Annotated in this window: 28 protein-coding genes; 9 read left to right on the forward strand and 19 right to left on the reverse strand. The window is 71.5% G+C overall.

Annotated elements, in window-relative coordinates:
- Positions 1–36 precede the first annotated feature (36 nt).
- From ABD907_RS08780 to ABD907_RS08790, 3 genes are all read right to left on the reverse strand, one after another.
- Positions 37–1293, reverse strand: a complete 1257-nt coding sequence (locus ABD907_RS08780; protein WP_345215866.1) for an SPFH domain-containing protein — start codon at positions 1291–1293, stop codon at positions 37–39.
- Between the two features lie 28 nt (positions 1294–1321).
- Positions 1322–1789 (reverse strand): NfeD family protein, encoded by a 468-nt coding sequence (locus tag ABD907_RS08785; RefSeq protein WP_345215867.1) that lies wholly within the window; start codon positions 1787–1789, stop codon positions 1322–1324.
- 110 nt (positions 1790–1899) lie between these two features.
- Complete coding sequence (locus tag ABD907_RS08790) at positions 1900–2694, reverse strand: ABC transporter ATP-binding protein (RefSeq protein WP_345215868.1); 795 nt, start codon at positions 2692–2694, stop codon at positions 1900–1902.
- Positions 2695–2797: 103 nt separating this feature from the next.
- On the opposite strand from ABD907_RS08790, the gene ABD907_RS08795 reads away from it, so the two are divergent.
- Entirely contained in the window at positions 2798–3601 is an 804-nt protein-coding gene (locus tag ABD907_RS08795) for a hypothetical protein (protein ID WP_345215869.1), read from the forward strand.
- 32 nt (positions 3602–3633) lie between these two features.
- On the opposite strand, the gene glgA is transcribed toward ABD907_RS08795, so the two are convergent.
- Complete coding sequence (gene glgA / locus ABD907_RS08800; protein WP_345215870.1) at positions 3634–4851, reverse strand: glycogen synthase; 1218 nt, start codon at positions 4849–4851, stop codon at positions 3634–3636.
- A gap of 135 nt (positions 4852–4986) precedes the next feature.
- Here glgA and glgC point away from each other — a divergent pair, with 135 nt between their 5' ends.
- Both glgC and serB read left to right on the forward strand, forming a co-directional pair.
- Positions 4987–6228 carry a glucose-1-phosphate adenylyltransferase gene (gene glgC / locus ABD907_RS08805; RefSeq protein ID WP_345215871.1) on the forward strand — a complete coding sequence of 414 codons (1242 nt, stop codon included), beginning with the start codon at positions 4987–4989 and terminating at the stop codon, positions 6226–6228.
- A gap of 212 nt (positions 6229–6440) precedes the next feature.
- Complete coding sequence (serB, locus tag ABD907_RS08810) at positions 6441–7148, forward strand: phosphoserine phosphatase SerB (protein WP_486334065.1); 708 nt, start codon at positions 6441–6443, stop codon at positions 7146–7148.
- Between the two features lie 4 nt (positions 7149–7152).
- Here the strand turns inward: serB and ABD907_RS08815 are convergent, their stop codons facing one another.
- The 4 genes from ABD907_RS08815 to fabG all read right to left on the reverse strand — a co-directional run bounded on the left by ABD907_RS08815 (position 7153) and on the right by fabG (position 9463).
- The gene (locus ABD907_RS08815) at positions 7153–7347 is read right to left on the reverse strand and encodes a hypothetical protein (protein WP_345215873.1); all 195 of its coding nucleotides are present in this window, start codon (positions 7345–7347) and stop codon (positions 7153–7155) included.
- 54 nt (positions 7348–7401) lie between these two features.
- Positions 7402–7905: a SixA phosphatase family protein gene (locus ABD907_RS08820; protein ID WP_345215874.1), complete on the reverse strand. Its 504-nt coding sequence runs from the start codon at positions 7903–7905 to the stop codon at positions 7402–7404.
- Between the two features lie 6 nt (positions 7906–7911).
- Positions 7912–8679, reverse strand: a complete 768-nt coding sequence (fabI, locus tag ABD907_RS08825) for an enoyl-ACP reductase FabI (RefSeq protein WP_345215875.1) — start codon at positions 8677–8679, stop codon at positions 7912–7914.
- A gap of 61 nt (positions 8680–8740) precedes the next feature.
- Complete coding sequence (fabG, locus tag ABD907_RS08830; RefSeq protein ID WP_425555733.1) at positions 8741–9463, reverse strand: beta-ketoacyl-ACP reductase; 723 nt, start codon at positions 9461–9463, stop codon at positions 8741–8743.
- 151 nt (positions 9464–9614) lie between these two features.
- On the opposite strand from fabG, the gene ABD907_RS08835 reads away from it, so the two are divergent.
- From ABD907_RS08835 to ABD907_RS08845, 3 genes are read left to right on the forward strand one after another with little or no spacing between them, the layout of a single operon-like run.
- Positions 9615–9956, forward strand: coding sequence for a DUF3099 domain-containing protein (locus ABD907_RS08835; RefSeq protein ID WP_345215877.1), 342 nt, complete (start codon positions 9615–9617; stop codon positions 9954–9956).
- Positions 9953–10186: a hypothetical protein gene (locus tag ABD907_RS08840; protein ID WP_345215878.1), complete on the forward strand. Its 234-nt coding sequence runs from the start codon at positions 9953–9955 to the stop codon at positions 10184–10186. Before ABD907_RS08835 ends, ABD907_RS08840 begins: the two co-directional genes overlap by 4 nt.
- Positions 10183–11064 (forward strand): SURF1 family cytochrome oxidase biogenesis protein, encoded by an 882-nt coding sequence (locus ABD907_RS08845; RefSeq protein WP_345215879.1) that lies wholly within the window; start codon positions 10183–10185, stop codon positions 11062–11064. Before ABD907_RS08840 ends, ABD907_RS08845 begins: the two co-directional genes overlap by 4 nt.
- Here ABD907_RS08845 and ABD907_RS08850 read toward each other — a convergent pair.
- The 9 genes from ABD907_RS08850 to ABD907_RS08890 all read right to left on the reverse strand — a co-directional run bounded on the left by ABD907_RS08850 (position 11051) and on the right by ABD907_RS08890 (position 19563).
- Positions 11051–12664 carry an ABC-F family ATP-binding cassette domain-containing protein gene (locus tag ABD907_RS08850; RefSeq protein ID WP_345215880.1) on the reverse strand — a complete coding sequence of 538 codons (1614 nt, stop codon included), beginning with the start codon at positions 12662–12664 and terminating at the stop codon, positions 11051–11053. The genes ABD907_RS08845 and ABD907_RS08850 overlap by 14 nt on opposite strands.
- Positions 12665–12825: 161 nt before the next feature.
- Complete coding sequence (locus ABD907_RS08855) at positions 12826–13158, reverse strand: metal-sulfur cluster assembly factor (RefSeq protein ID WP_345215881.1); 333 nt, start codon at positions 13156–13158, stop codon at positions 12826–12828.
- A complete protein-coding gene (gene sufU / locus ABD907_RS08860) occupies positions 13155–13646 on the reverse strand; it encodes a Fe-S cluster assembly sulfur transfer protein SufU (RefSeq protein ID WP_345215882.1) in 492 nt (163 codons plus the stop codon). Before sufU ends, ABD907_RS08855 begins: the two co-directional genes overlap by 4 nt.
- Positions 13639–14943 (reverse strand): SufS family cysteine desulfurase, encoded by a 1305-nt coding sequence (locus ABD907_RS08865; RefSeq protein ID WP_345215883.1) that lies wholly within the window; start codon positions 14941–14943, stop codon positions 13639–13641. The genes sufU and ABD907_RS08865 overlap by 8 nt, the downstream gene beginning before the upstream one ends.
- Before the next feature lie 14 nt (positions 14944–14957).
- Complete coding sequence (gene sufC, locus ABD907_RS08870) at positions 14958–15716, reverse strand: Fe-S cluster assembly ATPase SufC (RefSeq protein ID WP_345215884.1); 759 nt, start codon at positions 15714–15716, stop codon at positions 14958–14960.
- A gap of 73 nt (positions 15717–15789) precedes the next feature.
- Positions 15790–16134 carry a non-heme iron oxygenase ferredoxin subunit gene (locus ABD907_RS08875; protein ID WP_345215885.1) on the reverse strand — a complete coding sequence of 115 codons (345 nt, stop codon included), beginning with the start codon at positions 16132–16134 and terminating at the stop codon, positions 15790–15792.
- Positions 16131–17372: a Fe-S cluster assembly protein SufD gene (sufD, locus tag ABD907_RS08880; protein WP_345215886.1), complete on the reverse strand. Its 1242-nt coding sequence runs from the start codon at positions 17370–17372 to the stop codon at positions 16131–16133. Before sufD ends, ABD907_RS08875 begins: the two co-directional genes overlap by 4 nt.
- Entirely contained in the window at positions 17372–18823 is a 1452-nt protein-coding gene (gene sufB, locus ABD907_RS08885; RefSeq protein WP_345215887.1) for a Fe-S cluster assembly protein SufB, read from the reverse strand. The genes sufD and sufB overlap by 1 nt, the downstream gene beginning before the upstream one ends.
- Complete coding sequence (locus tag ABD907_RS08890) at positions 18820–19563, reverse strand: helix-turn-helix transcriptional regulator (protein ID WP_345215888.1); 744 nt, start codon at positions 19561–19563, stop codon at positions 18820–18822. Before ABD907_RS08890 ends, sufB begins: the two co-directional genes overlap by 4 nt.
- 285 nt (positions 19564–19848) lie before the next feature.
- Here ABD907_RS08890 and ABD907_RS08895 point away from each other — a divergent pair, with 285 nt between their 5' ends.
- A complete protein-coding gene (locus ABD907_RS08895) occupies positions 19849–20793 on the forward strand; it encodes an ABC transporter ATP-binding protein (protein WP_425555737.1) in 945 nt (314 codons plus the stop codon).
- Positions 20790–21539, forward strand: coding sequence for an ABC transporter permease (locus ABD907_RS08900; RefSeq protein ID WP_345215890.1), 750 nt, complete (start codon positions 20790–20792; stop codon positions 21537–21539). Before ABD907_RS08895 ends, ABD907_RS08900 begins: the two co-directional genes overlap by 4 nt.
- Before the next feature lie 23 nt (positions 21540–21562).
- On the opposite strand, the gene ABD907_RS08905 is transcribed toward ABD907_RS08900, so the two are convergent.
- Together ABD907_RS08905 and ABD907_RS08910 are read right to left on the reverse strand one after the other, a co-directional pair.
- On the reverse strand, positions 21563–24115 hold the full coding sequence (locus tag ABD907_RS08905; protein ID WP_345215891.1) for a glycoside hydrolase family 65 protein: 2553 nt from the start codon (positions 24113–24115) through the stop codon (positions 21563–21565).
- Entirely contained in the window at positions 24112–24876 is a 765-nt protein-coding gene (locus ABD907_RS08910) for an HAD family hydrolase (protein WP_345215892.1), read from the reverse strand. Before ABD907_RS08910 ends, ABD907_RS08905 begins: the two co-directional genes overlap by 4 nt.
- A 160-nt stretch (positions 24877–25036) precedes the next feature.
- Between ABD907_RS08910 and ABD907_RS08915 the strand changes: the two genes are divergently transcribed.
- Positions 25037–25990 (forward strand): COX15/CtaA family protein, encoded by a 954-nt coding sequence (locus ABD907_RS08915; protein WP_345215893.1) that lies wholly within the window; start codon positions 25037–25039, stop codon positions 25988–25990.
- The last annotated feature ends 4 nt before the right edge of the window (positions 25991–25994 follow it).

Raw genomic sequence — 25994 nt, forward strand, 5'->3', positions numbered from 1 at the left:
ACGGGGAACATCCTCGGTGGACCGGCTGGCGTGCGGCTACTGGAGCGGGCGCCGGCCCTCACCTTCGTCGCCGTCGTCCGTGCGTGGCGGCGGGGCGAACCGGGACGTGTCGTCCGCCTCCGCGCCGGCCTCGGACCCGCCCTGGGCCTGGTCCGAACCGGTCGAGCGGGTGGGCGCCTGCCCCGCCTCTTCCCGCCGGGAGAACCGGCGGCCGGTCTGCTCGCCCGCGGTCGAGGCCTCCGACGTCGCCTGCTGGGCCTCGCCGCGGGCCTGGGCCAACGCCTCGTCGGGATCCTGCAGCACCGTCTCCTGAAGCGCGCTCGCGACGCCGTACTGGTCGTCACCGAAGTCGACCGTCGGGTGCTCGCCCTCCGGCTCGCTGCCCCAGTCACCGTCACCGGCGCCTCCGCCGCCACCGAAGCCGCGGGCGACGCCGTGCAACGCCGCGGTGAACTCGGTCGGCACGATCCACATCTTGGAAGAGGAGCCGTTGGCGATCTCGGGCAGCTTCTGCAGGTACTGGTACGCCAGCAGGCGGCTGTCGGGCTTCCCGCGGTGGATCGCGTCGAAGACCTGCAGGATCGCGCGGGACTCACCCTGCGCCTGGAGGATCGCCGACTGCGCCTGGCCCTCGGCACGCAGGATCGCCGACTGCTTCTCGCCCTCGGCCGTGAGGATCGCCGACTGCTTGACACCCTCGGCGGTGAGGATCGCCGCGCGGCGGTCACGCTCGGCGCGCATCTGCTGCTCCATCGCGCCCTGCACGGACTGCGGCGGGTCGATGGCCTTGAGCTCGACCCGGTTGACCCGGATGCCCCAGCGGCCGGTCGCCTCGTCGAGCACGCCACGGAGCTGTCCGTTGATCTGGTCGCGACTCGTCAGCGTCTGCTCGAGGTCCATCGAACCGATGACGTTACGCAGCGTGGTGACGGTCAGCTGCTCGATGCCGGTGACGTAGTTCGCGATCTCGTAGGTCGCGGCCTTGGGGTCGGTGACCTGGAAGTAGATCACCGTGTCGATGTTGACCGTCAAGTTATCGGAGGTGATCACCGGCTGCGGCGGGAAGGAGACGACCTGCTCGCGAAGGTCCACGCCCGCGCGCACCTTGTCCACGAACGGGATGAGCAGGTGCAGCCCGGCGTACATCGTGGACTGGTACTTGCCCAGCCTCTCGACGATCAGCCCCACGGCCTGCGGCACGATCCGCACGGCGCGCCAGACGGCGACCACCGCGAAGATGACGACGACGATCGCGACGATCGTCCAGACGGTGCTGCCGAGGGTGTCTCCCATGGTGTTCCTGACTCTAGGCGGTTGCGGCTCAGCCGTCGTAACGGGGGTAGAAGCTCTGGTCGACGATCGGCTCGACGATGGCGGTCGCGCCCTCGATGCGTACGACCCGGACGGCGGCGTCGGTCGGCAGGACGTCACCGGGCCGCGCGGCACGCGCCGACCACACCTCGCCGGTCAGCTTGACCAGTCCCGCCCGCTCGGTGACGTCCGAGACGACGATCGCCTCACGACCGACGTGCGCGGCGACGTTCGTCTTCGTGTTCGGTGTCGACCGCTCGAGGAGATCCTTCGCCCACGGGCGGACCCCGAAGAGCAGGACGACGGAGACGATGCCGACGACGATCAGCTGCACCCAGAACGGGCCACCCAGCAGCGCGACGACGACTCCGGCCAGCGCCCCGCCGGCGAGCATGAGGAAGATCAGGTCAACCGTGAGCATCTCGATGACGCCGAGAACCAGTGCGGCGCCGAGCCACCAGAGCCAAGCCATGCTCATGCTCTCCTCTCGCACCGTTGCCCCGTCGCCAGTGCGACGACGACCTGTGTCGATCCTATCGAGCCGCCGGGCTACCGTAAGGGACGTCCGGCTCGTGGCTCGCTCGTGGCTCAGTGCGCGGCGCCGGCGGCGCGCGCGCTGTAGCGGTCGCGGTGCCGCTCCACCTCGAGCTCGAGACCGAAGGCGGCCGACAGGTGCTGCGGCGTCATGACGTCCTCGAGCGGGCCGGCGGCGACCACGCCGCCCTCACGCAGCAGGAGCGCATGGGTGAATCCCGCCGGGATCTCCTCGACGTGGTGGGTGACGAGCACCATGACGGGCGAACGGCCGTCCGCCGCGAGCTCGGACAGCGCGCTCATCAGCTCCTCGCGTCCGCCGAGGTCGAGGCCAGCGGCCGGCTCGTCCAGCAGCAGCACCTCCGGGTCCGGCATGAGCGCGCGGGCGATCTGGACGCGCTTGCGCTCGCCGGAGCTCAGCGTGCCGTAGGTCCGTCCGCCGAGGTGCCCGACACCGAAGACGTCGAGGAGCGACTGGGCCCGCTGGAGGTCGATGTCCTCGTACTCCTCGCGCCAGCGTCCGGTGATGCCGTACGAGGCGGTGACGACGACGTCGACCGCGCGCTCCCCGGCAGGGAGACGCTGGTCCAGCGCGGCCGAGCTGAGCCCGACGAGGGGGCGCAGCTCCGCGAGATCGGTGCGACCCACCTGCTCGCCGATGATGCTGACGCTGCCCGACGTGGGGTGGAGCCGGCCGGCGACCAGCTGGATGACGGTGGTCTTACCCGCACCGTTGGGGCCGAGCACCACCCACCGTTGGCCCTCGTCCACGGACCAGTCCACGTGGTCGAGGATCATCTTGGACCCCCGGCGGACGGCCACGTCGTTCAGCTCGAGCACATCACCCATGCCCCGACCTTATGGCAGATCGAGGGCACGCCGTACGGCCCGCGCCGGGCGCCGGACGGTTCGCTGCTAGGTCCCGGGCCCGGCGGTCTCTACGCTGGTCCTCGTGTCCGAACGACCGCTCCTGTCGCTGCCTGCTTCGGTGACGCTCGCCCTGTGGCTGCCCGCGGTCGACGGCCCACGGACGGCACGCCAGGCGGCGCGCGCGGTGGCGGGCGACGAGGTGCACCACGTCCACGAGCGGGGACCGCTGCCGGGCGGTTCCGAGACGCTCCACGACGTGCTGACCGAGCTGACGCCGGTCGAGGAGGTCGGCGCGATCCTCCCCCGGGCCGGCGACCCGATGGGGGCACCAGCCGTCCGGTCGGCCGACCTGCTGGACGCGGGCGAGGGCGTGCTCCTGCGCCGGCCGGGCAAACCGTCCCAGCGGTGCTCGGTCCTCGTGCCGGAGCGGGAGGTGTACGGCAGCGTGCTGGAGCCCGGCGAGATGGTGACCTGGCACGTCGACCACGACGTCAGCGAGCACCTCGCCGCACCGAGCCTGCTGCTCGCCGGGGTGGAGTCGCTCTCCCACGCCCGCCGGCAGATTCAGCTGGCGCTGTCGGACACCGTCGAGGCGTTGGAGGACCTCGACGTCGCCCGGGACCGGCCGGATCTCGCCGATCAGCTCCTCGACCTGTCGCTCGCGTCTCTGCCGGCGCACGTGCTGCCGCCGAACCTGGACCCGCGCCGCCTCGACGTGCTCGAACGGGCGGCCCGGGTGCTGGCGATCGTCGAGCTGGCCACGGGCGACGACGGCGCGGCGGTCACCGCCGCGCAGGCCGGCGCTCGTGCCGCCGCCCTTGCCCAGGTCTCCGCGGCGGCGCGGCACGCGCTGGCCGCCGCGAGCGCCACCCGCCAGGCCGTCTGAACGGCGAGCACCCTGCGGGCAGCGCCGGGCCCTCAGCCCAGGACCTGCCGGTAGACCGCGAGGGTGCGGTCGGCGACGGCGTCCCAGGAGAAGTAGTCCTCGACCCGCCGTCGGGCCGCGACGCCCATCCGCGACGCTCGGGCGTCGTCGCTGACGACGGCGGTCAGGGCCTCGGCCAGGTCGTGCTCGAAACGCTGGGGGTCCAGCGGCGTGCCGGTGCCGTCGTCGGCCTGCTCGAGGGGGACGAGGGTCCCGGTGAGGCCGTGGTCGATGACCTCGGGGATGCCTCCCGTTGCGGACCCGACGACGGGCAGGCCGACGGCCATGGCCTCGAGGTTGACGATGCCGAGCGGCTCGTAGACCGAGGGGCAGACGAAGACCGTGCCGGCGGCGAGCACGGCGATGAGCTCGGGCCGTGGCAGCATCTCGGAGATCCACACCACGCCGGCGCGCCGGGCCTGCAGGCCCTCGACGAGCTCGGTGACCTCGGCGGCGATCTCCGGTGTGTCCGGCGCGCCCGCGCACAGCACCAGCTGGACGTCGTCGGGGAGGTGCTCGGCGGCCCGCAGCAGGTGCGGCAGGCCCTTCTGCCTGGTGATCCGGCCGACGAAGACCACCGACGGCCGCTCGGGGTCGATGCCGAGGCGGGCGACGGTCGCGGCGGCTTGCTCGAGCTCCTCGGCGGTGGTGGGCCGGCGCCATCCGTCGAGATCGATCCCGTTGTGGACCACGTGGACCTTCGCGGGGTCGACCTGCGGGTAGGCCCGCAGGATGTCTTCCCGCATGCCGGCGGAGACGGCGATGACTGCGGCGGCGCCCTCGTAGGCGGTGCGCTCGGCCCAGCTCGAGAGCGCGTAGCCGCCGCCGAGCTGCTCGGCCTTCCACGGCCGCAGCGGCTCGAGCGAGTGGGCCGTGAGGACGTGCGGCGCCCCGTTGAGCAGGCCGCCGAGCGTGCCGGCCAGGTTGGCGTACCAGGTGTGGGAGTGCACCAGGTCGGTGCCGGCCAGGTCGGCGGCGATCGCGAGGTCGACGCCGAAGGTGCGCAGGGCGGCGTTCGCGCCCGCCAGCTCGGGAAGGCCCGCGTAGCCGCTGACGGGCACGTCACCGTCGACGTCGCCGCGTGGCCCGTCGAAGGCGTGCACGCGCACGTCGACCTGGCGGCTCAGCACCCGCGCCAGCTCGGTGACGTGCACCCCGGCACCGCCGTAGACGTGCGGCGGGTACTCGCGGGTGAGATGGTCGACCCTCATCGGTTTCCTGCTTCCGTCGTCGGGCACGAAGTGGGTGCAGCGAGGTCCAGCATGCCCGCTCTCCGCAAGACACGCGAAGAGGCTCTCGTGCCGCCGAGGCGCGCTCGGAGCCCGCTGAGGCCTAGGGTCTGGGGCATGGCAGCGCCACGGGTACTCGCGATCGTCCTGGCCGGCGGCGAGGGAAAACGGCTGATGCCGTTGACGGCGGACCGGGCGAAGCCCGCCGTGCCCTTCGGCGGCATCTACCGGCTGATCGACTTCGCCCTGTCGAACATCGTCAACTCGGGCTATCTGCGGGTCGTCGTGCTGACGCAGTACAAGTCGCACAGCCTGGACCGGCACATCTCGACCACCTGGCGCATGTCGACGTTGCTGGGCAACTACGTCACGCCGGTGCCGGCGCAGCAACGGGTGGGCAAGAACTGGTTCCTCGGCAGCGCCGACGCGATCTACCAGTCGCTGAACCTCCTCGACGACGAGCGGCCGGACATCGTCGTCATCGTGGGCGCCGACAACATCTACCGCATGGACTTCTCGCAGATGGTCGACCAGCACGTGGAGTCCGGGTTCCCCCTCACGGTGGCCGGCATCCGGCAGCCGATCTCGCTCGCGGACCAGTTCGGGGTCATCGAGGCCGACGCGGACAACCCGCGCAAGATCGGCCGGTTCCTCGAGAAGCCCAAGGACGCCGTCGGCCTGGCCGACTCTCCCGACGAGGTCCTCGCCTCGATGGGCAACTACGTCATCGACGCCGACGCGCTCGTCGAGGCGGTGACCCAGGACGCGAAGGACGAGTCCTCCGCGCACGACATGGGCGGCTCGATCGTGCCGAGGTTCGTCGACGACGGCTCGGCCGGCCTGTACGACTTCACGTTCAACGACGTCCCCGGCTCGACCGACCGGGACCGCAGCTACTGGCGCGACGTCGGGACCGTGGACGCCTACTTCGACGCCAACCAGGACCTCATCTCGGTCTACCCGGTCTTCAACCTCTACAACGACGCCTGGCCGCTCTACACGGGCTACACGGGCCTGCCACCGGCCAAGTTCGTGTACGCCCACCGGGAGCGGCTGGGGCACGCCATGGACTCCCTCGTCTCCCCCGGAGTCATCGTCTCCGGCGGTGAGATCGTCGACTCGGTCGTCTCCCCGGGCACCCGGATCAACTCCTGGTCCTCGGTGCGTGACTCGGTGCTCTTCGACGGGGTCGACATCGGCCGGAACGCCGTCGTGAGCCGCGCCATCCTGGACAAGAACGTCCACGTGGAGGCGGGCGCGCGGGTCGGGGTCGACGAGGACCAGGACCGGGCACGTGGCTTCACCGTCACTCCCGGCGGCATCACCGTGGTGCCGAAGGGCTGGACGGTCACGCGCTGAACCACGGGGCGGCCGTACGCTGTGCGGCCGTGAGCACGAACATCAGAGTCGGCCTCGTCTCCCCACGTCCCGTCCCCGGGTCGCTCCTCCAGCACGCCGAGGTGCTGCTCGGTCGGCTCGCCGATGACGTCGCAGCCGCCGACACCTCGCGCGGCGGCTGGTACGGGGTGTCCCTGAGCGGGACGCTGCACGCCGGTTCGACGCCGGCCCGGCTGGCGGACGAGCTCCGCGGGCCGGCGACCGCGCTCGGCGTCGACGTCGCGGTGACCAGCGGGCCGCTGGCCGCCGACGGTCCCGGCCTGGTGGTCACGGACGTCGACTCCACGCTCATCACGGCGGAGGTCATCGAGCTGCTCGCCGAGCACGCCGGCACCCGGGAGCAGGTCGCCGCCGTCACGGAGCGGGCGATGCGCGGCGAGCTCGACTTCGCCGCCAGCCTCCGCGAGCGCGTCGCGACCCTCGCCGGGCTCGAGGCCGGCGTGCTCGACGACGTGCGTGCCGCCGTCCGGCTGACCCCCGGCGCCCGCGAGCTGGTCGCTGCGGTGCACGAGGCCGGCGCCGCCGTCGGGGTGGTCTCCGGTGGTTTCGCAGAGATCGTGGAGCCGCTGGCCGCGGAGCTCGGCATCGAGCACGTCGTCGCGAACCGTCTCGAGGTGATCGACGGCCGACTGACCGGTCGCACCTCCGGCGCGGTCGTCGACCGTGCCGTCAAGGCACGTCACATCGAGCGGTGGGCGGCAGCTGACGGGGTTCCGCTGGAGCGCGTCGTCGCGGTCGGCGACGGCGCCAACGACCTGGACATGCTCGGCGTCGCCGGGCTGGGGGTGGCGTTCTGCGCCAAACCGGTCGTCGTCGAGCAGGCCGACGCCGCCGTCAGCTTCCCCCGTCTCGACGCCGTGCTCGGCCTGCTGGGGCGGTGACGGCTCAGCGCGTCGGTTCGAGCTGTTCCAGGAACATCTGGGGCGGGACCTCGTCGGGCGCCTCGGTCGGGACCTCCGCGCGCGTGGCCGGCTTCTCCTTGCCGGTCTCGCGTGCGGCGTGCTCCCGCTCCCTGCGTACCCACAGCTCCATGTCGTACCGGTCGTAGCACATGACAGTCTCCTTCTTCGTCAAAGGCACTGTCGATTCTCCTCCGGCACCTGCCCACCGCCAAGGGCTGCGGCGCGCGCCGGATCACTCGCTGGGACGAAGAATCCTTGTCAGGTGCGCGCCGGCCCGGTCCAGGTCGGCCCACCCGTGCGGCACCTGAAGGATGCAGGCGGAGGCGGTGGGGATCCCCATGCTGACCTGCTTGGCCAGCTCGTCGCGCTCGTCGTGCAGCAGGTACGCCGTCCCGGACATCGTCGGCTCGTGCCCGATGACGAGCACCGACCCGACCTCGGGCGCGGTGCCGCGCAGCAGGTCGAGGACGTCTCGGGGCCCGCCCGCGTAGACCTCCTCGCGGACCTCGTGCGACCGGACCGCGAGCTGCTCACCGAGCAGCCGGTAGGTCTCCGTCGTGCGCAGGGCCGAGGAGACGATCGCCAGGTCGATCGGGCCTACCTCGGTGGCCAGCTGGGTTCCGACGGCCCCGGCCTGGCGCCGCCCCCGGGTGGACAGCGGGCGCTTGGCGTCCCCGAGGTCGCCCTCGGACTCGGCCTTCGCGTGACGCAGGAGGACGAGCGTCCTAGCCGCCACGGCGCATCACACGCCCATCGCGTGCACGCCGCCGTCGACGTGCACGATCTCGGCGGTCGTGCGCGGGAACCAGTCCGAGCACAGCGCGACGACGCCGCGTGCGGTGGGCTCGGCGTCGGCGACGTCCCAGCCGAGCGGTGCCCGCTCGTCCCAGCCGTTCTCGACCTGGTCGAAGCCGGGGATGGAGGTCGCGGCCGTGGTCTTGACCGGGCCGGCGGAGACGAGGTTGACCCGGATGCCGTCCGGTCCGAGGTCACGAGCGAGATACCGGGAGGTGGACTCGAAGGCGGCCTTGGCCACCCCCATCCAGTCGTAGACGGGCCAGGCGAAGCCGGCGTCGAAGGTCAGGCCGACCATCGCGGAGCCGGGGCCCATGAGCGGCTTGGCCGCGACGGCGAGCGCCTTGAGCGAGTACGCCGAGACCTGCAGCGCGGTGGCGACGTCGCCCCACTCCCCCGCGAGGAAGTTGCCGCCCATGACGGAGGTGGGTGCGAAGCCGATCGAGTGGACGACGGCGTCGAGGTGGTCGGCGTGCTCACCGACACGGCCGGCGAGATCGGCCAGGTCTTCGTCGTTCTGGACGTCGAGCTGCACGACCGGCGCCGGCTCCGGCAGCCGACGCGCGGTGACCTCGGTGAGCCGGAACTGACGCCCGAACGAGGTCAGCACGACCTTGGCGCCCTGCTCCTGCGCGAGCCGTGCCACGTGGAAGGCGATCGAGTTGTCCTTCAGGACACCCGTCACCAGGACCGTCTTGTCCTCCAGCAGTCCCATCGGTCTCCTTTCGGCGCCGCGGCGCCTGGCTGTTGCGGGTGGTGAGTGGTCGAGCGCCTGGTCAGTGGCCCATCCCGAGGCCACCGTCGACGGGGATGACGGCGCCCGAGATGTAGGCGGCGCCGGGCGAGGCGAGGAACTCCACGGCGGACGCGACGTCCTCGACGGCTCCGAACCGGCCGGCGGGGATCGCGGCGAGATAGGACTCCTGCTGCTTCTCCGGCAGCGCCTGCGTCATCGCCGTGTCGATGAAGCCGGGTGCCACGACGTTGGCGGTGATGCCCCGGCCCCCCAGCTCACGCGTGATCGAGCGGGCCATGCCGACGAGTCCCGCCTTCGAGGCGGAGTAGTTCACCTGGCCGGGACCGCCGTACAGGCCGACGACGGAGGAGATGAGGACGATGCGGCCGCGACGGGCACGGATCATGCTCTTCGAGGCGCGCCGGGCGACGCGGAACGAACCGGCGAGGTTGGTGTCGACGACCGTGTCGAAGTCCTCGTCGGACATCCGCATGAGGAGCTGGTCGCGGGTGACGCCGGCGTTGGCGACGACGACCTCGACGGGGCCGTGGGCCTCCTCGATCTCGGTGAACGCGGCGTCGACAGCGGCACTGTCACGCACGTCCGCCACGACGCCGAGCACGCCGCTGGGCACATCACCGGAACGGTAGGTGGTGGCGACCCTGTCGCCGGCGGCGACGAACCGTTCGGCGATGGCGCGGCCGATCCCGCGGTTCCCACCAGTCACCAGCACGCTGCGCGCGCTCCCGGTCTCGTCGCTCACGGACATCTCCCCTAGGTCGTCTGGTCACTGCCCGGAAACCGTAGCCGACCGCCGCGGCGGGGTCGAAGACTGTCCGCTGCGAACGCCGATCGGCCGCCGTCGGCGTAGCCTGGGAGATGTGAGGATCCCCGGCCGCCGGGGCGGGAGGCAGATGCGCAAGCCAGCGAGAGACCGGCGGGGCCACGAGACCCAGCAGGTCCACGCGATCACGTCCGCGCCGCGCCCCCTGTCCGAGGACGTGCACGACCGCACCGTGCGGTACCTGGTCTCGATGGGTGTGCGGACCGGGTGCTTCCTCCTGCTGTTCGTGGTCCCCGGCTGGTGGAAGCTGGTGTGCGTCGCGGCGGCGATCATTCTGCCGGCCGTCGCGGTGATCCTGGCGAACGCCGGTCGCGAGCGCACCGAGCCGCCCCCGACCCTGCTGGCGGACCAGCCCGGCGCACCGCCGGAGCGCCAGCTGCCCTACGACCCGACGACGGAGTACCTGCGGTGAGCCTGACCGACGCCGAGCGCGAGGAGACCCTGCGCTGCAGCGCGAAGGGCTGCGGCGCCGTGGCCGAGCACGCCCTGCTGTGGAACAACCCCAAGCTGCACACCACGGGGCGCCGCAAGGTGTGGCTGGCGTGCGACGACCACCGCGAGCACCTGTCCCGGTTCCTCGGCGACCGGTCGTTCCTGCACGACGTCGTCGGGGTGGACGAGCTGGACGAGACGCACGGGTGACCTCCCGGTACGACTTCCTGAGATCTGGGCGGTGGGTCGGGCTGGCTGCTGCCGTGCTGGCGTTCGCCGTGCTGTGCGTGTCGCTCGGGTTCTGGCAGTGGGGCCGCTACGAGGACCGGCTGGCGCAGTTCCGCCAGGTCGACGCCGCCTACGACGCCGACCCGGTGCCGCTCGGCGAGATGCTCGACGGGCTCGAGGATGCAACGGTGTTCGGGGACCAGGAGTGGCGTCCGGTGGAGCTGACGGGCCACTACGTCGACGGCAGCACGGTCCTGGTGCGCAACCGTCCGGTGGACGGCACGCCCGCGATGCACGTGGTCGCACCGTTCGTGGCCCGGACGAGTGACGGCGAGGTCCTGGTGCTCGTGGACCGGGGCTGGGTACCCACGTCGGACGTCGACAGCGGCGACGTGCCGGAAGCGCCGTCGGGCTCGATGACGATCACCGCACGGCTCCGGGTGGCCGAGCCACCCAGCGACCGCGAACCGCCGAGGGGGCAGGTGTACCGGATCGACCCCGACGGCGTGCTGACTGCCGTCGCGGAGATCACCGACCTGGGTGAGGCGGCGGCCCTGCCCGTCCTGGACGGCTACGTCACGACGAGCACCGACGAGCTGGGTCGGTACGGTCCGCCCGAGTCGCGCTGGGGCGTGAACCTGTCCTACGCGATCCAGTGGTGGATCTTCGCCGCCGGGGCGCTCGCGGCGCTGGTGTTCCTGGCTCGGCGCGAGGCCGCCGATCACGCCGGCGAGGAACCGGAGCGCGGCCGGCCGAGCGCGGAGGAGGAAGAGGACGCGCTCGTCGACGCACAGATGGAAGGCACATCGCCGAAGAAGCGCGACCGCGACCGCGCTGACCGAATGATCAGGCGAGGGTGACGAGCTCCAGGTAGTTCTCGTTCCACAGGTCCTCGTCCGCGTCCGGCAGGAGCAGCACGCGCTCGGGCTCGAGCGCCGCGACGGCGCCCTCGTCGTGCGTGACGAGGACGACGGCGCCACTGAAGGAACGCAGCGCGCCCAGGATCTCCTCGCGGCTGGCCGGGTCGAGGTTGTTCGTCGGCTCGTCGAGCAGCAGCACGTTGGCCGAGGACACCACGAGCGCGGCGAGGGCGAGCCGGGTCTTCTCGCCACCGGAGAGCACGGAGGCGGGCTTGTCGGCGTCCTCGCCGGAGAACAGGAACGAGCCGAGCACGGAGCGCACCCGGGTGTCGTCGAGGTCGGGAGCCGCGAGGCGCAGGTTCTCCACCACCGTGCGGTCGAGGTCGAGGGTGTCGTGCTCCTGGGCGTAGTAGCCGACCTTGAGCCCGTGACCCGGCACGACCTCGCCGGTGTCCGGCGCCTCGACGCCGCCGAGGAGCTTGAGCAGCGTGGTCTTGCCGGCGCCGTTGAGCCCGAGCACGACGACGCGGGATCCGCGATCGATGGCCAGGTCGACGTCGGTGAAGATCTCCAGCGAGCCGTACGACTTGCTCAGGCCGCGGGCCGTCAGCGGGGTCTTGCCGCACGGCGCCGGGTCGGGGAACCGCAGGCGCGCGACCTTGTCCGAGCGGCGCTCGTCCTCGAGGCCGGAGAGCAGCCGCTCGGCGCGGCGCGCCATGTTCTGGGCCGCGACCGCCTTGGTCGCCTTGGCACGCATCTTGTCCGACTGGGCCATGAGCGCGCCGGCCTTCTTCTCGGCGTTGGCCCGCTCCCGGCGCCGGCGCCGCTCATCGGTCTCCCGCTGCTTGACGTAGGTGTCCCAGCCCATGCTGTACACGTCGAGCACCGAGCGGTTGGCGTCGAGGTACCAGACGTTGTTGACGGTCTCGCGGAGCAGCTCGACGTCGTGGGAGATGACGATGAACCCGCCCGGGTAGGCGCGCAGGTACTCGCGCAGCCACACGATCGAGTCGTGGTCGAGGTGGTTGGTGGGCTCGTCGAGCAGCAGCGTGTCACACCCCGAGTAGAGGATGCGGGCAAGCTCGACGCGGCGACGCTGACCGCCCGAGAGCGTCTCCAGCGGCTGGTCGAGCACTCGCGTCGGCAGGCCGAGGTGGGAGGTGATGCTGGCGGCCTCCGCCTCGGCCGCCCAGCCGCCCTGGGCACCGAACTCGGCGTCCAGACGCACGTAGCGCTCCATGGCCTTCTGCTGCTTCTCGCCCTCGGACGTCGACATGGTCTGCTCCGCCTTGCGGATCCTGCGGAGGATGTCGTCGAGGCCCCGCGCCGAGAGGACGCGGTCACGGGCGCTGACCTGCAGGTCGCCGGTGCGCGGGTCCTGCGGCAGGTAGCCGATCTCACCGTTGCGAGTGATCGTGCCGGTGTGCTGGATGACCGACGAGGTCTCCTCCTGCCCGGACAGCAGTTTCGTCAACGTGGTCTTGCCGGCGCCGTTGCGTCCCACGAGACCGATCCGCATGCCGGCATCGACACGGAAGCTCGCCTCGTGGAGGAGCTCACGGGCGCCGATGCGCACGGAGACGTCTTGGGCGCTGATCATCAATGTCCTCGAGCAGGGAGAAGTCGTGCTGGTGCCGCGAAGCTCCAGGGGCGAGGCCCACCGGAGCAGCCTCAAGTCTACGGTCCCTGCCCTGCGACGTCGCGGAGACCTTGCTCACCGGAGTGACGACGCCGGACGAGCAACCTCTCGCAGCCCGGACCTCAGATGTTGAAGCCGATGGCGCGCAGCTGCTCGCGTCCGACGTCGGTGATCTTGTCCGGGCCCCACGGCGGCATCCAGACCCAGTTGATGCGCTGGCCCTCGACGAGGCCCTCGAGGGCCTGGCCGGTCTGGTCCTCGATGACGTCCGTCAGCGGGCAGGCCGCGGACGTCAGCGTCATGTCGATGACGGCCTCGTTGTTCTGGTCCACGGTGATGCCGTAGACGAGGCCGAGGTCGACGACGTTGATGCCCAGCTCCGGGTCGATGACGTCCCGCATGGCCTCCTCGACGTCGGCGGCGGTCGTCGGTGAGGGGTTGGTGGTCTCGGTCATGTGGCCTCCTCCTTGTGCTGCAGCGGCTCGGCGGTCAGTGCGTGTGCGAGAGCGTCACGCAGGGCCATCCAGCCGAGCAGGGCGCACTTGATACGGGCAGGATACCGAGCGACGCCGACGAATGCCGCGGCGTCCTCCAGGGAGTCCTGCTTGTCGGGCGAGAGCTCCTGCCCGCGGCTGCGCATCAGCTCGCGGAAGGTCTCGCCCAGGTTCTCGGCGTCCGTGACGTTCTTGTCGACGACGAGGTCGTTCAGGATGGACAGCGAGGCCTGGGAGATGGAGCATCCCTGGCCGACCCAGCCGACCCCGGTGATGCGCGGTACCCCCGCCGAATGGTCCAGCCGCACTCGCAGCCGGACCTCGTCGCCGCAGGTGGGATTGACCTGGAAGGACTCCCCGTCGCACGGGTCGAGCTCGCCCGCCCCGTGGCGCTCGCGGGAGTGGTCGAGAATGACCTGCTGGTAGAGCTGTTCGAGACCCTCAGCCATGATGCGCTCCGAAGAAGGCGCGGACGCGACCGAGAGCATCGACGAAGGCTTCGATCTCGTCCGTCGTGGTGTAGACGCCGGCCGAGGCGCGCGCAGAGGCGTGGACGCCGAGGCGGCGGTGGACCGGCTGGGCGCAGTGGTGCCCCACCCGGACGGCGATGCCGGCGTCGTCGAGCAGCTGCCCGACGTCGTGCGGGTGGACGCCGTCGACGGCGAACGCGACGACGGCGAGGCGGTCGCTGCTGTCCGCCGGGCCCAGGACCCGCACGCCCGGCACCGACGCGACGCCGTCGAGCAGCTGCGTCGTCAGCGCGGCCTCGTGGACCGCCAGGGCGTCCATGCCGAGCTCGTCGAGGTAGTTCACGGCCGCGTGCAGACCCACCGTCTGGGCCACCATCTGGGTGCCGGCCTCGAACCGGTTGGGCGGCGCGGCGTAGGTGGTGGTCTCCATGGTGACGGTCTCGACCATGGAGCCGCCGGTCAGGAACGGCGGAAGCGCGTCCAGCAGGTCCCGCTTGCCGTAGAGCACGCCGACTCCGGTGGGACCGAGCATCTTGTGCCCGGAGAAGGCGGCGAAATCGACGTCGAGGGCCCGCAGGTCCAGCGGCAGGTGCGCGGCGGACTGGCAGGCGTCCAGCACCACCAGGGCGCCGGCCCACCGGGCCAGGGCCACCACGTCGGCCACCGGGCTGATCGCGCCGGTGACGTTCGACGCATGGGTCAGGGCCACGACGCGGGTGCGCTCGTTGATCACCGAGTACGTCTCAGGGTCGAGCCGCCCGTCGTCGTCCGTGCCGATCCAGCGCAGCGTGGCGCCGGTGCGGGCGCACAGCTCCTGCCACGGCACCAGGTTGGCGTGGTGCTCGGCCTCGGTGACGACGATCTCGTCGCCGGGGGCGAGGGCGAAGAGCTCGCGGGCGGCGTCCCCGCCGCGGCCGAGCGAGGCGTTGGAGAACGCGTAGGTGACCAGGTTGAGCGCCTCGGTGGCGTTCTTCGTCCAGACGATCTCGTCCTCGGCGGCTCCCACGAACGCGGCGACGGCGGCCCGCGCGGCCTCGTAGGCCTCGGTCGCCTCCTCCGCGAGCTGGTGGGCGCCGCGGTGCACCGCCGCGTTGGTGCGCTCGTAGAACTCCTGCTCGGCCTCGAGGACGCACCGCGGCTTCTGCGCGGTCGCCGCGGTGTCGAGGTAGACCAGCGGGCGGCCGCCGCGCACCGTCCGCTCGAGGATCGGGAAGTCCGCACGCACGGCCGCCAGCTCCGCGGTCGTGGTGAGGAGCTGCCCTCCGGCAGCGTTCATCCGGTCGTCGCCTCTCAGACCTTGGCGCTCGCGTACTTGTCGTAGCCCTCGGCCTCGAGCTGGTCCGCGAGCTCGGGACCGCCCTGGGCCGCGACGCGGCCCTCGACGAAGACGTGCACGTGGTCGGGCTTGATGTAGTTGAGGATCCGCGTGTAGTGCGTGATCAGCATGACGCCGAGGCCGGTCTCCGCGTGGACGCGGTTCACGCCGTCGGAGACGACGCGCAGGGCGTCGACGTCGAGACCGGAGTCGGTCTCGTCCAGGACGGCGAACTTCGGCTTCAGGAGCTCCATCTGCAGGATCTCGTGACGCTTCTTCTCACCGCCGGAGAACCCGTGGTTGACGTCGCGCTGGGCGAAGTCGGGGTCCATGCGCAGCTTGCCCATGGCGTCCTTGACGTCGCCGACCCAGTGGCGCAGCGCGGGCGCCTCACCGGTCAGGGCAGTCTTGGCGGTGCGCAGGAAGTTGGAGACGGTGACGCCGGGGACCTCGACCGGGTACTGCATGGCGAGGAAGAGGCCGGCGCGGGCGCGCTCGTCCGCCGTCATGTCCACGATGTTCTCGCCGTCGAGGAGGACCTCGCCGTCGGTGATCGTGTACTTCGGGTGGCCCGCGACGGCGTACGCCAGGGTGGACTTGCCGGAGCCGTTCGGGCCCATGATCGCGTGGATCTCGCCGCTGCCGATGGTCAGGTCGGCGCCCTTCAGGATGGGCTTGGGGCCCTCGTTCGTCTCGACCGAGACGTGGAGGTTCTTGATCTCAAGGGTGGACATCTGTGGCTTCTTCTCTTTTCGGCTGTTACAGGTGTGTGGTTCCGGGGTTCACGGGGGCGGAGCCCCTGTGCGATCAGGCGTTCAGGTTCGCCGTGACGTCGAGGTCGATGAGCACACGCTCGCCGTCGATGGTCACCGGGTACACCGGGACCGGCTGGGTGGCCGGCAGGCCCGTCGGGCGCCCGGTGCGCAGGTCGAAGGTCGAGCCGTGCAGCCAGCACTCGAGGGTCGAGCCCTCGACCTCGCCGTCGGAGAGGTTCACCTGCCCGTGCGAGCAGATGTCCGACAGCGCGTGGAACTCGCCGTCCTCGTCGCGCACCAGCGCCACGGGGACGAGCGAGCCGTCGGGTCCGTCGAGCTCGAGGGCCAGGGCCTCTCCGGGCTCGAGGTCTCCGACGTCGGCGACGTGCTCCTTCATCGGGCGGCGGCCTCCATGGTGTGGTCGAGCTCGACGTCGATCGCCGTCATGAGCCGCTCCTGCACCAGCGGCACGCCGATCTGGTTGATGAGCTCGGCGAAGAAGCCACGCACCACCAGGCGGCGGGCGTCTGCCTCGTCGATCCCGCGCGAACGCAGGTAGAACAGCTGCTCGTCGTCGAACCGGCCGGTGGCCGAGGCGTGCCCGGCCCCCGCGATCTCGCCGGTCTCGATCTCCAGGTTCGGCACGGAGTCGGCCCGGGCCCCCTCGGTCAGGACGAGGTTGCGGTTGAGCTCGTACGTGTCGGTGCCTTCGGCCGCCTTGCGGATCAGCACGTCGCCGATCCACACCGCGTGGGCGCTGGCGCCCTGCAGCGCGCCCTTGTACGTGACGCGGGACTTGCAGCTCTCCACGGCGTGGTCCACGAACAGCCGGTGCTCCTGGTGCTGGCCGGAGTCGGTGAAGTACAGCCCCAGCATCTCCACGTCGCCGCCCGGGGCGGCGAACGAGGACTCCGGCGTCAGGCGCACGACGTCGCCGCCGAGGGTGACGACGATGTGCTTGAGCCGGGCGTCGCGACCGAGCCTGGCGCGGTGGGAGGCGACGTGGATCGCGCCGTCGTCCCAGTCCTGGATGGAGATCAGCGTGAGGTGGGCGCCGTCGCGGACGTCGATCTCGACCGTCTGCGACAGGTGCGCGCCGCCCCGGTGGTCGAGGACCACCAGGGACTCGCTGAGCTCCTCGGCGACCACGAGGAGGTGCTGCGCCGCCGGCTCGTCCGGGGCGCCCCCGGGCTGCCCCGCGACCGTGATCGCCGTGTGCTCGCCCTCGGCGTGGCCCTTGGGCACCGTGATGACGACGGCCTCGCGGAAGGACTCCCACGCGGCGGCCGACGCCCGGTCACCGGGGGAACCGACGTTTCCCAGGCGGGCGTCGTCGCGCCCGACCCGCTCGACCTGCACGGCGTCGTCGTGCTCGACGCTCACCGTGGGCCCTTCGCCGGTCAGGTCGCCCGCGAAGATCTTCTGCAGGCGGTTGACCGGCGTGAAGCGCCAGTCCTCCTCGCGGCCGTTCGGCAGCGGGAAGTCCGCCAGGGCGAAGGAGGTGCCCCGGTCGCCGCGGGACGCCCCCGCGGCGGCGGCGCCCTGCCCGTGGGTGTGGGCCTCGTCCGCGGTGGCGCGGGAGTGGTCGGTCGTGAGGTTCTCGGGCGACTGGGTAGTCGTGTTGGTCGCAGTCATCAACCCACGGCCCCTTCCATCTGCAGCTCGATGAGGCGATTGAGCTCCAGGGCGTACTCCATGGGGAGCTCACGGGCGATGGGCTCGACGAAGCCGCGGACGATCATCGCCATGGCCTCGGTCTCCTCCATGCCGCGGGACATGAGGTAGAACAGCTGGTCCTCGCTGACCTTCGAGACCGTGGCCTCGTGGCCCATCTCGACGTCGTCGACGCGGACGTCGACGTACGGGTAGGTGTCGGAGCGCGAGACCTGGTCCACCAGCAGGGCGTCGCACAGCACGTTCGACTTGCTGTGCGAGGCACCCTCGAGGACCTGCACCAGTCCGCGGTAGGAGGCGCGGCCACCGCTGCGGGCGACCGACTTCGAGACGATGGAGGACGAGGTGTTCGGCGCCATGTGCACCATCTTCGAGCCGGTGTCCTGGTGCTGGCCCTCGCCGGCGAACGCGATCGAGAGCGTCTCGCCGCGGGCGTGCTCGCCCATGAGGTAGACGGCCGGGTACTTCATCGTCACCTTGGAGCCGATGTTCCCGTCGATCCACTCCATGTTGCCGCCGGCCTCGACCGTGGCGCGCTTGGTGACGAGGTTGTAGACGTTGTTCGACCAGTTCTGGATCGTCGTGTAGCGGACGCGGGCGTCCTTCTTGACGACGATCTCGACCACCGCGGAGTGCAGGGAGTCGGACTGGTAGATCGGTGCGGTGCAGCCCTCGACGTAGTGCACGTAGGAGCCCTCGTCCGCGATGATCAGCGTCCGCTCGAACTGGCCCATGTTCTCGGTGTTGATCCGGAAGTACGCCTGCAGCGGGATCTCCACGTGCACGCCCTTGGGGACGTAGACGAAGGAGCCGCCGGACCACACGGCGGTGTTCAGCGAGGCGAACTTGTTGTCCCCGGCAGGGATGACCGAGCCGAAGTACTCCTCGAAGATCTCCGGGTGCTCGCGCAGGCCGGTGTCGGTGTCCATGAAGATGACGCCCTGGCGCTCGAGGTCCTCACGGATCTGGTGGTAGACGACCTCGGACTCGTACTGGGCGGCGACCCCGGACACGAGGCGCTGCTTCTCCGCCTCGGGGATGCCGAGCCTGTCGTAGGTCTTCTTGATGTCCTCGGGCAGGTCCTCCCAGGACGTGGCCTGCTTCTCCGTGGACCGCACGAAGTACTTGATGTTGTCGAAGTGGATGCCCGACAGGTCGGCGCCCCAGGTCGGCATCGGCTTCTTCTCGAACAGACGCAGCCCCTTGAGGCGACGCTTCAGCATCCACTCCGGCTCGTCCTTCAGCTCGGAGATGTTCTGCACGACGTCGTTGTCGACGCCGCGACGGGCGTCGGCACCGGCGACGTCGCTGTCGTGCCAGCCGTAGTTGTAGCTGCCGATCGAGGCGATGGTCTCGTCCTGGGTCATGGGCTCACCCGGAGCCCTGACCTCCTGCTGGGTGGAACTTGTCATGAGTTTCCTTCCGTGCCGTCGCTCTGCTGCGACGTGGGGGTCCGGGGGGTCGTGGGGACCGCGAGCGGGATGTGCGTGGTGCACACGTGCCCGCCGGTCGCGAGCGTCGAGAGTCGCTGGACGTGGACGTCGAGGAGGCGGGAGAAGGCCTGCGTCTCCGCCTCGCACAGCTGCGGGTACTCAGCGGCGACATCCTGGACCGGGCAGTGCCCCTGGCACAGCTGGAGTGCGATGGCCTGGCCTCCGATGCCACGGGTCGTGGCCGCGTAGCCGTCCGCGGTGAGCGCCTCGGCGAGGGCCTGGACGCGGGCTGCCCGTGAGCTGCCGGCCTGCTCGATGACGGGCCGGTACCGACGCTCGAGCTCCCTGACGCGGTCGTCGGCGAACGCCTCGATGGCGTCCTTGCCGCCCACCTGCCGCAGGAAGTCGAGCACGTGGGTGGCGAGGTCGGAGTAGGCGTCGGCCAGACCCGACCGTCCGACGTCGGTGGCCACGTAGTGCCGTGCGGGCCGGCCGCGACGGCGCAGCCCTGGTCCGGCGGGCTCGTGGACGACGATCTGTCCGGCGTCCTGCAGGTGGGCGATGTGGCGTCGTACGGCGGCCGGGGTGAGATCGAGGGTGCGGGCGAGCGTGGCGGCGCTCACGGGGCCGTGCTCGACGACGAGCTCGAGGACCTTCTCGCGCGTGCTGGCCTCGGCGTCGTGACGCTGCTCGGCCTGTGGTGCGGCGGGTGTGCGCACGGCGTGATCCTCCCCTCGCGCGCTCGGTACGGACGGTGACGGGTCCTCGGAAGCAGCCCGCGGACGTTTTTGGAAACAGTGTCCTTGCTTAATTGTGGTGGGCGCGGGGTGCGTCCGCAAGCAAGGGAAGCCTCACCATGCCTGTGACGATCGGCACGGCCGGCGGCGGAATTCCGGGCCTGCCGCGACGGTGGCGGCGCCTACCCTTGGTGGGTGCCCAGCCCTGCCATTGCCGATGCTGCGCTGCGGGTGTCGGGCCTGCACAAGAACTACGGTACCCGTGAGGTGCTCCGCGGGCTGTCCTTCGCCGCGGGCCGGGCGCGCCTGACCGCGGTCCTGGGCCCGAACGGCGCGGGCAAGACCACGACGATCGAGTGCTGCGAGGGACTGCGCCATCCCGACGCCGGCACGGTCGAGGTCCTCGGCACCGCCCTGGGTGCCCGGAGCGCCTCCTCCCGGTCCCCCGGCTCCTACGACGCGGCCCTGCGCGCCCGCGTCGGCGTGATGCTGCAGGACGGCGGGCTGCCGCAGGCCCCGCGAGCGGGCGCCGTCCTGGCGCACCTCGCGAGGCTGCACGAGCGTCCGGTCGACCCCGCCGAGCTGATGCGGCGGCTCGGGCTGACCGACGTGGCCCGCACCCCGATCCGGCGTCTCTCCGGCGGGCAGCGTCAGCGTCTGGCGCTGGCCGCGGCCCTGGTGGGCCGTCCCGAGCTGGTCTTCCTGGACGAGCCCTCCGCCGGTCTGGACGTGCGCGCGCGGCTGGCCGTGTGGGACCTGCTGCGCGAGCTGCGGGCCGACGGGACGTCCCTGGTGCTCACCACCCATCTGATGAGCGAGGCCGAGGAGCTGGCCGACCACGTCGTGGTGATCGACGCCGGAGCGGTGGTGGCCGAGGGATCGCCGCGCGAGCTGACCGGCGGCGACGAGATCCGCGTGCTGCCGGCCGGTGGGACCGACCCGGCAACCCTCGCCGCGACACTCGAGCGGCGCCTGGCGGGGCGCGGCGGGCTGCGCGTCGGAACGTCGCCGACCGGGGATGGCGCTACCGCCGAACCATGGGTCGTCGTCGGGGCGGACGGTCCTCCCGACGCCGGGGTGCTCTCGGCCGTGGCGACGGCCCTGACCGACGTCGGCTACGCCGACGCGACGGTGACGTCGCACCGGCGGACCCTCGAGGACGTGTTCCTCGAGCTCACCGGGCACACGCTGGAGCCGGAGAAGGACCGATGACGGCCGCCCGTCCGACCCGCAGGGTGCTCGCCCAGACCCGGTTCGAGACTGCCGCGGTGCTGCGCAACGGCGAGCAGCTGCTGCTGACCCTCGTCCTGCCCGTCATCGCCCTGGTGGTGATGGTTCGCACCGACCTCGTCCCCCTGCCCGGGCCGGATGCGGCCCGGCCCGCCGGCGCGGTCGCCGGCGTGCTGGCCCTCGCCGTCGCCTCGCACGTGACGTCGCAGTCCATCTCGCTGGCCTTCGACCGGCGCTGGGGCGTGCTGCGCCTCCTCGCGACGACGCCGCTGGGCCCGCGGGGGCTGCTCGCCGGCCGGCTGGGCGCTGTCCTCGTGGTGCTGGCGGTCCAGGCCGCCGTCGTGCTGACGGCCGGGCTGCTGCTCGGCTGGCGCCCGGACCCGAGCACGAGCGTCGTGCTCGGGTCGGTCCTGCTGATCGCGGAGGGCGCGGCGGCGTTCGTCGCGCTGGCGATGCTGCTGGGCGGCACGCTCCGCCCGGAGGCCGTGCTGGCCCTCGCGAACCTGCTGTGGGTGCTCATGGCGGCCGGTGGTGGCCTGCTGGTGCCGGCCGAGTCGTTGCCGGCAGCACTCGCGGCGGTGGTACGCGTGCTCCCCTCGGGCGCCCTCGGTGAGGGCATGCGGACCCTGGCGACCACCGGCGGCCTGGACCCGTACGCCGTCGCCGTGCTGGCGGTGTGGACCGTCGTCGGGGCGTGGCTGGCGGCTCGCTTCTTCCGCTGGGACTGACCGCCTGGCGCGCCGCGCCTGCGTCAGTCCGGGACCTCGTCCGGCTGAAGGTCCTCCGGGATCGCGCCGTCGGCACGCGCGTCCGGCACCGTCGCGGTGACGAGCGTGCCGTCCGCCCGGCGGATGCCCTTGATGTCCTCGATCGTCGGGGCGCCGGAGAGGCGCGGGCCCTGGTTCTCCAGCGCGACGGTGACCGGTGCGGTGGCCGTCACGGTGACGCTCTGCCCGCGTACGTCGAGCTCTGCGGACTCCCCCTCCTCGACGGTCAGGGTGAGCTCTCGGCGGTACAGGTCGACGCGGACCCTGGTGCTCCGCAGGGTGATCCGGTAGGTCAGTCCCTCCCACCGCTCGGGCAGGCGCGGGTCGAGCGAGATCGTGCCGTTGCGGTCCCGCATCCCGCCGAAGCCGAACACCAGCACGCCCCAGACGCCGGCGGCGGAGGCGACGTGGACGCCCTCGGCGGAGTTGTGGTGCAGGTTCGCGAGGTCCACGTAGAGCGCCTGGCCGAAGTAGTCGACGGCGAGATCCTGGTACCCGACCTCGGCGGCCACGACGGCCTGCGAGACGGCGGAGAGCGTCGAGTCACCGGTGGTCAGCGGGTCGTAGTAGTCGAAGTCCTTGCGCTTCTCCTCCGCCGTGAACTCGTGCCCCTGCAGGAACAGGGCCAGGACGACGTCGGCCTGCTTGAGCACCTGGTACCGGTAGATGACCAGCGGGTGGTAGAAGAGCAGCAGCGGCCGCTTGTGCCGCGGGGTGTTGTCGAGGTCCCAGAGCTCCTTCTCGAGGAACTCCGAGTCCTGTGGGTGGATGCCGATCTGTTCGTCGAACGGGATGTACATCTCCTCGGCGGCGAGGAGCCAGGCCGGGACCTCCTCCTCGCGCAGCCCGAGCCGTTTGACCACCGCGCGGTGCGCGGCCGGGTCCGACTCGCTCAGCCACTGCACCGCGGAGGCGGCGGCGCGCAGGTTGAACCGCGCCATGACGTTCGTATAGAGGTTGTCGTTCACGACGGTCGTGTACTCGTCGGGCCCGGTGACGCCGTGGATGTGGAATGTCCCGCCGTCACCGTTCCTCCGGCGGAACCCGAGGTCCGCCCACATGCGTGCCGTCCCGACCAGGAGGTCGATGGCCTCCCGTGCCAGGAAGTCCGTGTCGCCCGTCGCGTTCAGGTACTGGTGCAGGGCGTAGGCGATGTCCGCGTCGATGTGGTACTGCGCGGTTCCGGCCGCGTAGTAGGCCGACGCCTCCTCGCCGTTGATCGTGCGCCACGGGAACAGGGCGCCTTCCGTGTTGAGCTCCTTCGCGCGAGCGCGCGCGGCGGGCAGCATCGTGTAGCGGAAGCGCAACGCGTTCCGGGCGGCGTACGGCGTCGTGTAGGTCAGGTAAGGCAGGATGTAGAGTTCGGAGTCCCAGAAGTAGTGGCCGCCGTAGCCGGACCCCGTGACGCCCTTCGCCGGGATGCCGCTGCCCTCCGCCCGGGCCGTCGCCTGGGCGAGTTGGAACAGGTTCCACCGCACGGCCTGCTGGGCGGCGGGCTGGCCGTGCAGGACGACGTCGCAGCGTCGCCAGTAGTCCGAAAGCCACCGGCGCTGGGCGTCGAGGTAGGCGTCGATGCCGTCGTCCTTGACGCGGTCCAGGGTGCGGCGGCACCGGTCGACCAGCTCGCGCGCGGGCACGCCGCGGGAGGTGTGGTACGACACGACCTTCGTGATGCGGATCGGCTGGCCCTTGCGGGCCCGGACGCGGTAGACGTGCTTGGCCAGGTCCTCCTCGACCTGGCTGCGCTCCTCGACCTCGTTCTCCGTGTCGATGGTGTGGTCCGCGGCGACCGCCAACGTCATGCCGGAGTTCATGCAGCGGTACCCGAGGACGTACCGGCCCTCGCCCGCCCACTGGATCCGCGGCTGCAGGACCCGCTCCGTCAGCCGTTCGGCACGCCGGGGATCGAGCCCGGAACCGAGGGCCTCCGACCTCACGTCGTACTCGTCGCCGCCGTCCTGCCGGTTGAGGATCTGGCTGGAGATCGCCACCGGGGCGTCGGAGTCGAGGACCGTGACCTCGTAGGTCATGATCGCCAGGTGCCGATCGGTCAGCGAGGTCATACGGCGAGACTTGATGCGCACGTGCTTGCCGGCCGGGGTGCGCCAGTCCAGGCTCCGGGTCAGGACGCCGTCCCTGAAGTCGAGGGTGCGTTCGTAGCTGTGCAGGTCCGCCACCGGCAGCAGTAGCGGCTCGTCGTCGACGTAGAGCCGCAGGATCTTCGCGTCGGGCACGTTGACGATGGTCTGGCCCGTGCGCGCGAACCCGTACGCCTCCTCGGCGTGCCGGATGTCCCAGGTCTCGTGGAAGCCGTTGATGAAGGTGCCGTGGCTGAAGCTGTCCCGACCCTCCTCGACGTTGCCGCGCATGCCGAGGTAACCGTTGCCGACCGAGAACAGGCTCTCGGTGACGCCCTGGTCCTCGGCGCCGAACACCTCCTCGCGCAGGGCCCACTCGTCGACCGGGAACCGGTCCCGGTCGAGGTGGGTCGGCAGACCGAACTCGTCCTTGGTCGCGGTGGCAGTGGTCACTGTCATCGGGTCTCCGGGGTGTCGGTGCGGTCGAGGGCGGGCAGCAACTCGGCGAGGTCGCGGACCACGATGTCGGCGCCGGCGTCGGTGAGCGCCTCGGCGCCGACGCCGCGGTCGACGCCGATCACGAGGCCGAAGTGCCCCGCACGGCCGGCAGCGACGCCCGAGAGGGCGTCCTCGACGACGGCGGTGCGCTCCACCGGCGCGCCGAGCTCGCCGGCGGCGTGGACGAAGGTGTCCGGCGCCGGCTTGCCGGCCAGGCCGCGCTCGCCGGCCACGGCGCCGTCGACCACCACGGTGAATCTGCCGGCCACGCCGGCGGTCTCGAGCACGGCGGGGGCGTTCTTGGAGCTGGAGACGACGGCGACGGCGCGGCCGCCGGCGACGAGGGCGTCGACGAGGCGGACGGAGCCCGGGTAGGCCGAGACCCCTTCGGAGGCCAGGACGGCGCTGAACTCGTCGTTCTTCCGGTTCCCGAGCCCGCAGACGGTCTCGGCGTCCGGCGGGTCCGTGGGGTCGCCGTCGGGGATCGTGATGCCGCGGGCGTCGAGGAGCGCCCGGACGCCCTCGTAACGAGGTCGGCCGTCGATGTGGGCGAAGTAGTCCGCCTCGGTGTACGGCTCGGCTCCGCGGTCCTGCAGGTACGGCGTGAAGAGGCGTGACCAGGCCCGCATGTGGACCTCCGCCGTCGGGGTGATCACACCGTCGAGGTCGAACAGGACGGCATCGATCCGGGCGAACCTGCCGGCGTGCGCGTGCGCGCTCATCCGACTCCCTCTGCTCGGTGTCTCGGTCGCGCCCCCAAGGTAGTACCCGAGCCGGGTTGTCGCGCTCAGGATCGCCGTGGACCGGCTCACGGAGCGCCGCGTGGTGCGGACCACGTCCCCACGGAGAAACCGCGTCGCCGCGCCGACGTACGCTGGTGCGGTGAGCGCGACGACCGATCCTCGTCCCGGCCTGCCGGCCGCGCGGCGCACCGACCGGGTCGACCGGCTCACCTGGGGCCTCGCCGTGGCGAACCTCGTGGGTCAGCTGGCGATCATCGTCACCGGCGGCGCCGTGCGGCTGACCGGCTCGGGGCTCGGGTGCTCGACGTGGCCGATGTGCGAGCCGGGCTCCTTCACGCCGGTGTTCCACGAGGCGACGACGATCCATCCGTACGTCGAGTTCGGCAACCGCACGATGTCCGGGGTGCTGAGCGTCGTCGCCGTCGCGTTGCTGTGGTCGGTCTACCGCCGCGAGCCGACGGCGTCCCGGCCGGCCGCGCTGCGCCGCCTGGCGTGGTGGCCCCTGGTCGGCGTGCTGCTCCAGGCGGTCGTCGGCGGCCTCTCGGTGCTGTGGGTGCTGCACCCGGCCATCGTCGGCTCGCACATGCTGTTCTCCCTGGCGCTGGTGGCCGTCTCCACGTACCTCCTGGTGCGGCTGCGCTCGGCCGACGGACCCGCGACGCCGTTGATCCGCGGCCCCTGGCGGGTCGTGCCGTGGGTGCTGACCACCGTCGTGACCGCGGTCGTGGTGATGGGTACCGTCGTGACCGGTTCAGGTCCGCACTCCGGCGACGAGGACGCCGCCTACCGCTACGCCCTCGACCCGCTGTTGGTGACCAGACTGCACGCCGGGACCGTGTGGATCTTCCTCACGGTGGTGATGCTGCTCGGGGCGCTGCTGCACCGGTTCCGTGACGAGGCGGACCTCGACCGTGCGCGCCGCGCCTGGTGGACGCTGGTCTCGGTGACGGTCCTCGAGGGCGTCATCGGCTACACGCAGTACTTCACCGGTCTGCCCGAGCTGCTGGTCGGGCTGCACATGCTGGCTTCCGGGCTGGTGGTCGCTGCCGCCACGTGGACGTGCAGCAGTCTCTACACGCGCCGCGCGACCTGACCGT

Source organism: Georgenia halophila (assembly GCF_039541595.1).